Annotated in this window: 9 protein-coding genes; 6 read left to right on the top strand and 3 right to left on the bottom strand. The window is 61.1% G+C overall.

The features are described 5' to 3' along the window. Window positions 1–268: 268 nt before the first annotated feature. Window positions 269–1,909: a methyl-accepting chemotaxis protein gene (locus IFT99_RS23145; protein WP_192135410.1), complete on the bottom strand. Its 1,641-nt coding sequence runs from the start codon at window positions 1,907–1,909 to the stop codon at window positions 269–271. Window positions 1,910–2,218: 309 nt separating this feature from the next. On the opposite strand from IFT99_RS23145, the gene IFT99_RS23140 reads away from it, so the two are divergent. Beyond that, window positions 2,219–3,823, top strand: a complete 1,605-nt coding sequence (locus tag IFT99_RS23140) for a response regulator (RefSeq protein ID WP_065986180.1) — start codon at window positions 2,219–2,221, stop codon at window positions 3,821–3,823. Then, complete coding sequence (locus IFT99_RS23135) at window positions 3,820–4,512, top strand: sensor histidine kinase (protein ID WP_192135409.1); 693 nt, start codon at window positions 3,820–3,822, stop codon at window positions 4,510–4,512. The genes IFT99_RS23140 and IFT99_RS23135 overlap by 4 nt, the downstream gene beginning before the upstream one ends. An 87-nt stretch (window positions 4,513–4,599) precedes the next feature. Here the strand turns inward: IFT99_RS23135 and IFT99_RS23130 are convergent, their stop codons facing one another. Together IFT99_RS23130 and IFT99_RS23125 are read right to left on the bottom strand one after the other, a co-directional pair. Continuing rightward, the gene (locus IFT99_RS23130) at window positions 4,600–5,322 is read right to left on the bottom strand and encodes a FadR/GntR family transcriptional regulator (RefSeq protein WP_065986178.1); all 723 of its coding nucleotides are present in this window, start codon (window positions 5,320–5,322) and stop codon (window positions 4,600–4,602) included. 118 nt (window positions 5,323–5,440) lie between these two features. After that, on the bottom strand, window positions 5,441–7,183 hold the full coding sequence (locus IFT99_RS23125; RefSeq protein ID WP_065986177.1) for an IlvD/Edd family dehydratase: 1,743 nt from the start codon (window positions 7,181–7,183) through the stop codon (window positions 5,441–5,443). Between the two features lie 230 nt (window positions 7,184–7,413). Between IFT99_RS23125 and IFT99_RS23120 the strand changes: the two genes are divergently transcribed. The 4 genes from IFT99_RS23120 (at window position 7,414) to IFT99_RS23105 (ending at window position 11,580) form a co-directional block, all read left to right on the top strand. Next, complete coding sequence (locus tag IFT99_RS23120; protein WP_065986176.1) at window positions 7,414–8,730, top strand: MFS transporter; 1,317 nt, start codon at window positions 7,414–7,416, stop codon at window positions 8,728–8,730. 51 nt (window positions 8,731–8,781) lie between these two features. Continuing rightward, a complete protein-coding gene (gene araD1, locus IFT99_RS23115; RefSeq protein WP_192135407.1) occupies window positions 8,782–9,774 on the top strand; it encodes an AraD1 family protein in 993 nt (330 codons plus the stop codon). Window positions 9,775–9,871: 97 nt separating this feature from the next. Continuing rightward, on the top strand, window positions 9,872–11,197 hold the full coding sequence (locus tag IFT99_RS23110; protein ID WP_192135405.1) for an MFS transporter: 1,326 nt from the start codon (window positions 9,872–9,874) through the stop codon (window positions 11,195–11,197). Between the two features lie 83 nt (window positions 11,198–11,280). Then, entirely contained in the window at window positions 11,281–11,580 is a 300-nt protein-coding gene (locus IFT99_RS23105) for a DUF5629 family protein (protein WP_192135403.1), read from the top strand. The last annotated feature ends 201 nt before the right edge of the window (window positions 11,581–11,781 follow it).

The raw sequence follows: 11,781 nt of genomic DNA, 5'->3' as shown, positions 1-11,781 counted from the left end.
AAAACGAGGAGGAAGGGTCAAGAGGCCAGTCAACAGGTCGACCTCGTGTTCTATGTCCCTCGGCGCTGTGCTTTTTATTCGATCATTGGAATCAGCAGCTTGAGTAAACATCATCCACCGCAGAACCTGGTCATCAGGTCCATCCCCTGCGGCGGGCGGGGATTGTACCCGAAATGTCATTTTCGACAAATCGAGTGTCAAATTAGTCAATACGCCATTTTGTCTCAGGGGGACGATTGGCAGGCCTGGCGCCGAAACGCCAAGCGGATTACAGCGTAAATTTGCCCACCATGCCGTGGAACGACACGGCCAGTCGCGACAACGCCTGACTCGACGCGCTGGTCTGATTGGCGCCTGCCGCGGTCTGCGTCGACAGGTCTTGGATGTTCACCAGATTGCGGTCTACCTCGCGAGCCACTTGCGCCTGTTCCTCGGCCGCGCTGGCGATCACCAGATTACGTTCGTTCATCTGGCTGACGCCTTCGCTGATGCGCTCCAGTGCCCGGCCGGCTTCGGTGGCCAGTGACTGGGTATGCACGGCGATCGCCTGGCTCTTGCCCATGGCCTGCACGGCTTCGTCGGCGCCATTGCGCACCTTGGTGATCATTGATTCGATTTCGCCGGTGGAGGTCTGGGTGCGGTGGGCGAGGGCACGTACTTCGTCCGCCACCACCGCAAAGCCTCGACCCTGCTCGCCGGCGCGGGCGGCTTCAATGGCCGCGTTGAGCGCCAGCAGGTTGGTCTGCTCGGCAATCCCGCGGATCACGTCGAGCACTTTGGTGATGTCGCGGATCTGCCCGGCCAGCGCTCCGACGCGCTCGGTCGATTCGGTGATTTCCACGGTCATGGTGTTCATCGCGGTGACAGCCTGCTGGACTTGTTGCTGACCCTTGATGGCGTCTTCGGACGTCTGCGCAGACACCTGCGACGCGCTGGCGGCGTTACGCGCCACTTCTTCCACCGCGGCGGTCATCTCGTTGACGGCCGTGGCGGCCTGCTGGATTTCATCGTTCTGACGCATCAGCCCGCGGGTGCTGTCGTCGGTCACCATGGTCAGCTCTTCAGCCGCAGAAGCCAGCTGATCCGAGGCGGTGGCGATCTGCTGAACCGTGCCTTTGAGGCTGCCCTGCATGGTGGACAGCGCCTTGAGCAACTGCCCGGTTTCGTCCTGGCCGCCGACGTGGATGGGCTGACTCAGATCGCCGGCCGCCACTCGAGTGGCGCTTGCCACCGATTGATAGATCGGCCGGGTGATCATGCGCGTGACGATCAGCCCCAGCGCAATGGCGCACACCACCGCGATCAGCGAACCGATGATCAGAATCCACGTCACCTGGGTGTCGGTTTCAACCCCGGCCTGTGCCTGCTCGTTGGCCTGGCGCAGATTGGATTCGATCATGATTTTCAATTCGCCCATGGTCTTGCGATAGCTGGGCGTCACGCTGGTCGCGGCCAGTTTGCTGGCTTGCTCCAGGTCTCCGCTCTGCGCCACAGACAGCGCATTGAGGGCGGCGCTGATGTAAGCGGCCCAGTCGCGTTCGAAGTCATCGCCTGCGGCTTTTTCATCCGGATCGAGCGGCGTGGCGCGGTAGGTCTTGAAGTCCGTCTCGGCCTGGGCCTGGTTTTCTTTCAGTGACTGGATCGCGGCGTTGATGTCGTCAGGGTTGGCTTTGAGCGCGCTCAGTCCGATGGCCTTGAAAAAGTCGCGGTTGGTGGCGATGACGTTGGCCTTGACCGAATCGACCTTGGCGATCGACACCAGGTTGTCGCTCACCGTATTTTCAAACAGCTCGTACAGGCGCGAGATACCGCTCTGTCCCAGCACACCCACCACTACAGTGATCAGCGCACACAGGCAGAATGCCGAAAGGAGCTTGGTCTTCAATTTCAGATCGGTCAGCCAGGACATAGGGCGCACTCGGAGAGGGTGGGGTTGTGGCTGTTGGCTACGCGTTGCATGACTGGATATCGGCGGGACGCCCGAGGACTTTACCCATTCTCCTGCGCTTGCTTGGGCGTTGATCCTCCGTCGCAACGGCGCGTACGCGTCACTTTTCCAGCGCCGGGTGCCTAAGCTTTGCTCCGCTGCCGCCGATAACTCGGACAAGTGGCGTCATGCCGCAACTCTATTGGCCGTCTCTACCCCGACGTCGGGGACGAGACCGCCGCTCTTGCAAGTGCCTCAGGGCCGAATTTTTATCCGGTGACAGGAATCTCGATGCTGGCGTGGAACCAAAAAAACTTTCTGATCGTCGACGATTTTTCCGACTTCCGCAGTTCGGTCCGATCGATGCTGCGCGAGTTGGGGGTCAAGGTGGTGGACACCGCCGACACCGGCGAGGAGGCGTTGAAGATGTGCGCGCAGAAGCGCTACGACTTCGTTCTCCACGACTTCAATCTGGGCGACGGCAAGAAGAACGGCCAACAGGTGCTCGAAGACCTGATGACCGATCGGCTGATCAGCCATGAAAGTGTGTTCGTCATGGTCACCGCCGAAAACAGCCAGGCGATGGTGATGAGTGCGCTGGAGTGGGAGCCGGATGCCTACCTGACCAAGCCGTTCAACCGCGCGAGCCTGGCTCAGCGTCTGGAGAAGATCGTCCAGCGCAAGACGTTGCTCAAGCCGATTTTGCAGGCGCTGGACCGTGGCAATCCGACCGAGGTGCTGAACGCCTGCGTCGCACTGACCCAACAGGAACCCCGCTTCGCGCCGCTTTGCCTGCGCTATAAAGCCGACGCCTTGCGTGACCTCAATCAGCACGAGCCGCTGGAAGCCTTTCTCAAGTCGATCCTCGCTGATCGTCCGCAACCCTGGGCCTATGCGGCGTTGGGCAAACTGTTGTTCAAGCGTGGGCGCCATGCTGAAGCGCAGACCGTTTACGAAGAAGCCATTCGCGCCTTCAATGCCATGCCGGTGCTGTATGACGGGCTGGCGGACGTGCTGGTGGCGACCGGCGATAGCAAGCGTGCGCAAAAGATGCTGGAAGAAGCGGTGCGGTTATCGCCTTACGCCGTGCGCCGTCAGCGTCTGTTGGGCAAGCTGGCGCTGGAAAACGAGGATTTCGACGGCGCTTCAAAGGCGTATCGTCAGGCCGTTTCCCAGGGCCAGTTTTCCCGCTTCAAAGACCCGGAAACCAACCTGGGTTTTGCGCAGGCCCTGATCAGCCGTGGCGGCGAACGCGGCCTGGATGCGCGCACCCGCGTGGAGATCAACCAGACCCTGACCGAAGTGGCCAAGGAAAACGGCAACGACGCCGGCCTGCAAGTGCGCGCGCGTCTGATGAAAGCCACCAGCGTCGCGTCCTCCGACCCTGAAATGGCCGCCAAGCTGACCGAGCAGGCGATGGAGCGGCTCGAGGGCATGGAGCAGTTTCTCAGCGCCGATGCGGCACTGGCAGTGGCTTCGCAGCTCAAGGCCCTCGGCCAGGAAGACGCTGGCGCGGGCATTCTGAAAAGCTGTGCCGAAATTTACGGTGACGACCCGCAGGTCATGCAGAACATCGCCAGGCAGACCGACGATCCTGAAATTCTGGGCGCGGGCAAGGCGGCCATCGATTTCAACATTCAGGGCATTCGCTGTTACCGCGCCGGCAAGCTCGGCGAGGCGCAGGACCTGTTCCGCCAGGGCCTGGCCCTGCAACCGAAGAACATCAGTATCGCGCTGAACATGGCGCAGTCGCTGCTGCACATGGGCGTTCATAACCTCGACGCGGCGAGCCTGGCGGAATGTCAGAACAGTCTGAAGATGGTGGGCAAGATGCCGGAAAGCGACGCTCGCTTCGAACGTTTCCAGAAACTGCGGCTCAGGGCTTTTGGCGAATGAAAGATCAGGATCTCGGGCTCGACTTCTCGATGGTGATTGCTTCCACCGTCCATGACATGAAGAACTCGCTGGGGTCGTTGATCCAGGCCCACGGCCAGTGGGTCAAGCAGCTTCCCGAGGCCTGTCGGGGTACGCCGGGTCAGGGCGTCATCGACTACGAGTTCGCTCATCTCAACGGCATGCTCGTGCAGTTGCTGGGGCTGTACAAGCTGGGCGTGAACCAGTTGCCGTTGCGCCCGGATTATCACGAGCTGGATGACTTTATCGAAGCGCAGCTGGCTTTCCATCAGGAGGTGCTCGTCAGCCGCGGCATCACGGCCCGCTATGCGGTGGACGATTTCGGTCTACCGGGGTTCTTTGATCGGGAGCTGGTGGGGTCGGTGGTGTCCAACGTGGTCATCAACGCCATTCGCTTTGCGCGCAGTGAAGTGCTGATCACGGCAGGCCAGGTCGGCGAGCAGCTGGTGATCAGCATCAACGACGACGGCCCGGGTTTTCCTGCGCGCATGATCGAGGAGCACACCGACTACGTGCTGGGCATCAACCAGAACAGCGGCAGCACAGGGCTGGGTTTGTATTTCGCAGCGAACATCGCCAAGCAGCACCAGCGAAAAGGCGTCCCCGGCCACATCGAAATCACCAACGGCGGCGAGCTGGGCGGCGGGTTGTTCAGCATTTATCTGCCCTGAGATTGGGTGGGCTTGGCTGCGGTCGAGCAGATCAAAGGCTTCCCGGCTAAAGCCGGTCCTACGAAGTGAACGCGTCGTTTTGTGGCGTTAAAGCTTCACGCCTTGCCCCAACACCACATTCAGCGCGTTGCGTGCATCGTCCAGTTGTACCAGCGTCGCGTGATGGGCACCCAGCGCATCGCGGTTTTCGATGGCGGTGAGGATCGCACGATGACGGGGCAGGGCCAGTTCGTGCAGGTTCGGGCGTTTGTTGGAATGCTTCAACGCCTCGCGCAGTGCCAGCGACAGCATGTTGCACAAGTGCGCGAGCAGGTCGTTGTGGGTGGCGTCGGCAATGCGGCTGTGGAAATCGAGGTCCGGTTGCAGCACGTCCTCGACGGTGGGCGCGGCGGCCATGCGGTCGTAGGCTTCGCCGATGGACGCAAGGTCTTCGGGGGTCGCGTGTTGCGCAGCGAGCGCGGCGGCAGCTGGTTCGATGATGCTGCGCACGCTGGTGAGCAGGGCGAAAAATTCATTCTGCGGCGAGCTTTGCATCAGCCAGTGCAGCACGTCCGGATCAAGAATGTGCCACTCCCGGCGCGGCTTGACCACCGTGCCCACCCGCGGCCGGGAATACACCAGCCCTTTGGCGACCAACACCCGCGTGGCTTCGCGCAGCACCGGACGACTGACGGCATATTCTTCACAAAGCAAGGCTTCGGCGGGGAGTTTGTCATCAGGCTTGAAGCGGCCCGAGACAATCTGCATGCCGATGTCCTGGACAATGCGCGAGTGCATGCTTTTACGGTCGGAGGGCTTACGGTAATCCATGGGGCGCGGGGCAATCCTGAGCGGTGAATGCGGCGCATCATAGCATTGGCGACAGAGCGCGAGGGTGGACTCTGCCTCCACCTGTAAGGGCGTGGCGCATTCAATCAATGGCTCCTAATCAATGGGAATGCCGTGGCACTTCCGAGCCGCGCATACCCACCAGGAAGTCAAAATCGCAACCCTGATCCGCCTGCATCACATGGTCGATGTACAACTGACGGTATCCGCCGATCAACAACTGTGGCGGCGCTTGCCAATCGGCCAGGCGCGCGGTCAGTTCCGCTTCCGGAATGTCCAGGTGCAAACGGCCGGTCGCGCAATCCAGTTCGATGAAGTCACCTTCCTGCACCACCGCCAGCGGACCTCCGGCTGCGGCCTCGGGCGCCACGTGCAAAACCACCGTGCCGTACGCCGTGCCGCTCATGCGCGCATCGGAAATCCGCACCATGTCGGTCACGCCCTGGGCCAGCAGCTTGGCCGGCAGCCCCATATTCCCAACTTCGGCCATGCCCGGATAACCCTTCGGCCCGCAGTTCTTCATCACCAGAATGCTGCTGGCATCCACGTCCAGGTCCGGATCGTTGATGCGCGCCTTATACATGTCGAAGTTTTCGAACACCACCGCCCGACCCCGGTGCTTCATCAGCGCAGGCGTGGCGGCGGATGGCTTGAGCACCGCGCCCAGTGGCGCAAGGTTGCCGCGCAGCACGCAGATGCCGCCGTCGGCGACCAGCGGATTGTCGATGGCGCGGATGACTTCATCGTCGCCATAGATTGGCGAGTTCTGCACGTTTTCCCACAGCGTCTTGCCGTTGGCGGTCAAGGCGTCGGGATGGGGGATCAGATTATTCTCGCCCAGACGACGCAATACGGCCGGCAAGCCACCGGCGTAGTAGAACTCTTCCATTAGGAAGCGCCCGGAAGGCTGCAGGTCCACCAGCGTTGGTGTGCCGCGCCCGATGCGGGTCCAGTCGTCCAGCTCCAGGTCCACGCCGATGCGACCGGCAATGGCCTTGAGGTGGATCACCGCGTTGGTCGAACCGCCGATGGCCGCGTTGACGCGGATGGCATTTTCAAAAGCTTCGCGGGTCAGGATTTTTGACAGGCGCAGGTCTTCGTTGACCATCTGAACAGCCCGCATGCCGGACATGTGCGCCAGTACGTAACGGCGCGAATCCACCGCAGGAATCGCAGCGTTGTGCGGCAGCGAGGTGCCCAGCGCTTCGGCCATGCAGGCCATTGTCGAAGCAGTGCCCATGGTGTTGCAGGTGCCGGCCGAGCGCGACATGCCCGATTCGGCGGAAAGGAATTCGTCGAGGCTGATCTGCCCGGCTTTGTAGGATTCGTGCATCTGCCAGACGATGGTGCCGGCGCCGATGTCCTTGCCTTTGTGTTTGCCGTTGAGCATCGGCCCGCCGGTGACGACGATGGCCGGGATGTCACAGCTGGCAGCGCCCATCAACAGGGCAGGGGTGGTCTTGTCGCATCCGGTCAGCAGCACAACGCCGTCGATGGGATTGCCGCGGATCGCTTCTTCGACGTCCATGCTTGCCAGGTTGCGGGTCAGCATGGCGGTCGGGCGCAGGTTCGATTCGCCGTTGGAGAAGACCGGGAATTCAACCGGGAAACCACCGGCTTCGATTACGCCGCGTTTGACGTGTTCGGCGATGGTGCGGAAGTGAGCGTTGCAGGGCGTGAGTTCGGACCAGGTGTTGCAGATGCCGATGATCGGCTTGCCCTGGAACTGGTGGTCGGCGATGCCTTGGTTCTTCATCCAGCTGCGGTACATGAAGCCGTTCTTGTCGGCGGTACCGAACCACTGGGCGGAGCGCAGCACGGGTTTTTTATTGGAATCAGACATAAATCAGCACTCTTATTGTAAGGCTTTATTTGTAAGACTAAAGGCTGCAGGTGCTGACTAAAATAGGCCGAAAATGTCACCAGTGGAAGAGTTGTAACCTTAAATAGTAATACTATATAGTCGATCTCAACCGAGGGACGACCCTGCCGGCTTCACCCGCAGCAATGCGCACACGAAGGCAGAGGCGATCCCCGCAGGCTTCCATAACAAAAACAATGAGGACCGCATCCATGAGCCAGGAACTCAGGCTTATTCGTCGCATTACCCTGAAACTCATTCCCTTCCTGATCCTGCTCTACCTGATTGCCTACGTGGATCGCTCAGCCGTCGGTTTCGCCAAGCTGCACATGGGCGCGGACGTCGGCATCGGCGACGCGGCCTATGGCATGGGTGCCGGCCTGTTCTTCATTGGCTACTTCCTGCTGGAAATCCCCAGCAACCTGATGCTCGAACGCTTCGGCGCGCGGCGCTGGTTCGCGCGGATCATGGTCACCTGGGGCGTCATCACCATGGGCATGGCCTTTATCCAGGGCCCGACCAGTTTCTATGTCATGCGCTTCTTGCTTGGCGCTGCCGAAGCTGGGTTCTTCCCGGGCGTTCTGTACTACATCACCCAGTGGTTCCCGGTCCGCCATCGCGGCAAGATCCTCGGCCTGTTCATCCTTTCCCAACCCATCGCGATGATGATCACCGGCCCGATCTCCGGTGGTTTGCTGGGCCTGGAAGGGGTGGCCGGACTGCACGGCTGGCAGTGGCTGTTTCTGTGCATCGGCGCGCCGGCGATTCTGCTGACCCTGCCGGTGCTGCGCTGGCTGCCTGACGGCCCGAAAGACGTGAAATGGATGGACCCGGTCGAGAAGCAATGGCTCGCTGGCGAGCTGAAAAAGGACCTGGAAGAATACGGCCAGACCCGCCATGGCAATCCGCTGCACGCGCTGAAAGACAAACGCGTCCTGCTCCTGGCGCTGTTCTATCTCCCTGTGACCCTGAGCATTTATGGCCTCGGCCTGTGGTTGCCGACGCTGATCAAACAGTTTGGCGGCAGTGATCTGACCACGGGCTTCATTTCTGCCGTGCCCTACATTTTCGGCATCGTCGGCCTGTTAATCGTGCCGCGCAGCTCCGACCGGCTCAATGACCGCTATGGCCACTTGGCGGTGCTGTATGTGATCGGCGCCATCGGTTTGTTTCTCAGCGCGTACCTGACGGTTCCGGTGCTGCAACTGGCGGCGCTGTCGCTGGTGGCGTTCTCGCTGTTTTCCTGCACCGCGGTGTTCTGGACCTTGCCCGGTCGATTCTTCGCCGGGGCCAGTGCGGCGGCGGGCATTGCGCTGATCAACTCGGTGGGCAATCTGGGCGGCTACATCGGCCCCTTCGTCATCGGCTGGCTGAAAGAACTGACCGGCAATCTGGCCAGCGGCTTGTACTTCCTCTCCGGCGTCATGATCTGCGGCCTGATCCTGACCGGTGTGGTCTACCGCGTTCTGGAACGCAAGCACGTGTTGCCCGAATCGAAATTTGCCGCCAGCGCGCGCGGCTCTCGTTAACCGCAGGCCGCTCCGTGGAGCGGCCGTGTAGACCCCAAACAGGAGAACCCCATGCATTTAGTACAGTTCGAGCTGGGCAATGGCCAGCGTCGCGTCGGTCTGGTGGACGGTCCGCTGGTGCGCGAAATCCAGGGCGCGACCAGCACCCGTGAGCTGGCCCTGGCGGCCATCGAAAAACACATCTCCCTCGCCGAGCAGGTCGACAGCCTGGGCCTGGGTGACAATCACGATTACTCGCAGCTGCGCGCCGATTTGATGATTCTGCCGCCGCTGGACCATCCGGATCCGGCCCACTTGCTGGTCAGCGGCACGGGCCTGACGCACCTGGGCAGCGCCTCGGCGCGGGACAAAATGCACCAGCAAGGCAATGACGAAGCGGGCATGACCGACACCATGCGTATCTTCAAATGGGGCCTGGAAGGCGGCAAGCCGGCGGCCGGTCAGCCGGGCGTGCAGCCGGAGTGGTTCTACAAGGGCGACGGCAGCATCGTCATTCGTCCGGGCGAGTCGTTCCCGCAGCCTCCCTTTTCCGAAGACGCTGGCGAAGAGCCTGAGCTGAGCGGCCTGTACGTGATTGGTCACGACGGCAAGCCTTACCGTTTGGGTTTCGCCATCGGCAACGAATTCTCCGATCACGTCATGGAGCGCAAGAACTACCTGTACCTCGCCCATTCCAAACTGCGCGCCTGCTCGTTCGGGCCGGAGCTGCGGGTTGGCGATCTGCCGCAGAACCTGGCGGGCACCAGCCGCATCCACCGTGACGGCCAGGTGCTGTGGGAGAAGGAATTTCTCAGCGGCGAGGCCAACATGTGCCACAGCCTGGAAAACCTTGAGTACCACCACTTTAAATACGCCCAGTTCCTGCGGCCTGGCGATGTCCACGTGCATTTCTTCGGCACCGCGACGCTGTCGTTTGCCGACGGCATCAAGACCCGGCCGGGGGACAAGTTCGAAATCAGCCAGCATGAATTTGGCGCGCCGTTGATCAACGGTATTGCGCCGGCCGAGGCCGTTTTCCAGCCGGGTGGCATCAAGCAGCTTTAAGTCATCAAGCCCTGCAGAAGCACGCTCCTGCAGGGCTTTTCGTATCCGCCTCCTGCACACCCCGACACCCCCATAAAAACAAAACGAGGTGCGACCCATGACCGCCACTGCCATCCCGCTGGAACGGGTCGATGTCGACGCGCTCGAGAACGGCATTTATCGAAAGGTGAGCTGGCGAATCGTGCCGTTGTTCATCGCCTGTTTCCTGTTTGCCTACCTGGACCGCGTCAACATCAGCTTCGCCAAATTGCAGATGGCCAGCGATCTGGGCTTCAGCGAAACCGTTTACGGCTTGGGCGCGAGCCTGTTCTTCGTCGGCTACTTCCTGTTTGAAGTGCCGAGCAACGTGCTGCTGCACAAGATCGGCGCGCGGATCTGGATTGCACGGATCATGGTGTCGTGGGGCATCGCGTCCGCGTGCATGATGTTCGTGCAGACCGAGTTCTGGTTCTACACGCTGCGCTTTCTTATCGGCGTGATGGAGGCGGGCTTTGTCCCCGGCGTGCTGTATTTCTTCACCCAGTGGTACCCGGGCTCACGTCGGGCGCGGGTGAACTCCTACTTCAAAAGCTCCATCTGCCTGTGCGGGATTGTCGGCGGTCCGATTGCCGGGCTGATCCTCGGTCACTTCGATGGCGTTATGGGCCTGGCCGGCTGGCGCTGGCTGTTCCTGATCGAAGGCATCCCGTCCATCTTGCTCGGCGGCGTGGTGTTCTGGCTGGTCAAGGACCGTATCGAAGACGCCACCTGGCTCAGTGATCAGGAGAAACAGGTGGTGCTGGCGCGGATGGCGAAAGAGGCCAAACCCGTCGTCAAACAGACCGTGAAAGACATCTGGAAGCACCCGACCACCTACGTGATGTCAGGCATTTACCTGTGCCTGGTCATGGCGCTGACCGGGCTGTTGTTCTGGATGCCCCAGCTGATCAAAACTGCCGGTGTGATCGATACGCTGAACATCGGCCTGCTGACGGTGATTCCGTATGTGGGCGCGGTGATCGGCAATCTGCTGATCGGCGCCAGCTCCGACCGCCACGGCGAGCGCCGCTGGCACATGGCGGGCTGCGCAACGCTGACGGCTGCGGGCTATCTGGTGTGTGCGTTGTTTCCCGGGCAACTGCTGCCGCTGATGATCGGCATGACCATGATCATGACCGGCATCATCGCCTGGATGCCGATCTTCTGGACCATCCCGCCGCGCTTCCTTACCGGTATCGCTGCGGCGGCGGGCATCGCGCTGATCAACTCCCTCGGGCAACTGGGCGGGATCATCGCGCCGTTCATGGTCGGCCGCATCAAGGACCTCACCGGCACGGCGACGCCTGCGCTGTTTGCGTTGTTCGCCGTCAGCGTGCTGGCCATCGCGCTGATCGTCTGGGGCATCCCGGCGCGTTACTACGCCAGGGAAGCGGTTCAGGACTGACTTCGCTCTCTATCGACGCCGAAGCCACTGCTTCGGCGTCTTTTCACCTATCATTCGCGCTTTCACTGATGCGAACGACTGCCATGACCTCGACACCTCAATCCCTGCGCACTGAACTCCAGAACGCGCTGACCGCCCACAGCATGCTGGAAATCGACGGCCTGCACGCCTTCGAATTTACCCTCGACGACATGCTCCAGATCGAAAGCATGGACGGCCGCGAGCGCAAGGTCTGGCGCTTCTCGCTGGCGCAGATCGACGCCGCCGAATTTGATGCCGAATTGCAAAGCTGGGTCGTTAACGACGGCAACGCCGACCACCGCATCGTGGTGCTCAATGGCATCTCGGCGAGTGATGAGGACGAAGAGGGCGAGCAGGAGTAACCGCGCACTGTTGCACTGCAGAGTGAATACCGAGGGGACTAATATCGAGAGTATCGAGGGGACTGATTTATTTACAACGCTTCACCGTAAATCAATCTGTCCCCGGGCATGCGGCGGTCAACCGGGGGGTGTCAGAAATTTTGTGTTCGGGCATAACATGAGTAAGAGGTGCATGTATGCCAACCAAAAAGAAACCTGCGT

Origin of the sequence: Pseudomonas sp. CFBP 8772, from assembly GCF_014841665.1 — a bacterium.
In the GTDB taxonomy this organism is placed as follows: Bacteria; Pseudomonadota; Gammaproteobacteria; order Pseudomonadales; family Pseudomonadaceae; genus Aquipseudomonas; species Aquipseudomonas graminis_B.
The sequence above is the reverse complement of the archived record's forward strand: the minus strand, read 5'-3'. Positions and strand labels throughout refer to the sequence as shown.

What these genes read in the sequence shown, in the direction of transcription:
- IFT99_RS23145 (WP_192135410.1), bottom strand. Translation starts at nt 1,909, where the DNA reads ATGTCCTGGCTGACCGATCTGAAATTGAAGACCAAGCTCCTTTCGGCA.
- IFT99_RS23140 (WP_065986180.1), top strand. Translation starts at nt 2,219, where the DNA reads ATGCTGGCGTGGAACCAAAAAAACTTTCTGATCGTCGACGATTTTTCC.
- IFT99_RS23135 (WP_192135409.1), top strand. Translation starts at nt 3,820, where the DNA reads ATGAAAGATCAGGATCTCGGGCTCGACTTCTCGATGGTGATTGCTTCC.
- IFT99_RS23130 (WP_065986178.1), bottom strand. Translation starts at nt 5,322, where the DNA reads ATGGATTACCGTAAGCCCTCCGACCGTAAAAGCATGCACTCGCGCATT.
- IFT99_RS23125 (WP_065986177.1), bottom strand. Translation starts at nt 7,183, where the DNA reads ATGTCTGATTCCAATAAAAAACCCGTGCTGCGCTCCGCCCAGTGGTTC.
- IFT99_RS23120 (WP_065986176.1), top strand. Translation starts at nt 7,414, where the DNA reads ATGAGCCAGGAACTCAGGCTTATTCGTCGCATTACCCTGAAACTCATT.
- araD1 (WP_192135407.1), top strand. Translation starts at nt 8,782, where the DNA reads ATGCATTTAGTACAGTTCGAGCTGGGCAATGGCCAGCGTCGCGTCGGT.
- IFT99_RS23110 (WP_192135405.1), top strand. Translation starts at nt 9,872, where the DNA reads ATGACCGCCACTGCCATCCCGCTGGAACGGGTCGATGTCGACGCGCTC.
- IFT99_RS23105 (WP_192135403.1), top strand. Translation starts at nt 11,281, where the DNA reads ATGACCTCGACACCTCAATCCCTGCGCACTGAACTCCAGAACGCGCTG.